Annotated in this window: 1 pseudogene; it reads right to left on the reverse strand. The window is 38.6% G+C overall.

The annotated features are described in order from the left end of the window. Positions 1 to 254 (reverse strand): annotated as a pseudogene (locus HC176_RS19560) (transposase); the annotation flags it as partial.

Genomic DNA, 254 nt, shown 5'->3' on the forward strand with positions numbered 1-254 from the left:
CAAACCATTAAAGCTTTTAATTATGGAAGTGAACCTATGACTGGCATACTGTATCCCTCTATCCGAATGGAATATCAAGGGCTGAGTCAGCGTTGTGCTTTTAATGGCCATATTCCATGCCTTTACATCTGTAGTCAGGTTATCACTTAAAGACCATCCTACAACCTTTCTGTTAAATAAGTCGATAATCACCGTAAGATACAGCCAACCTTGCTTTGGATATAAGTAATATCGCTTACCCATACTTGGTTTTG

This window comes from Tamlana crocina (assembly GCF_012037625.1).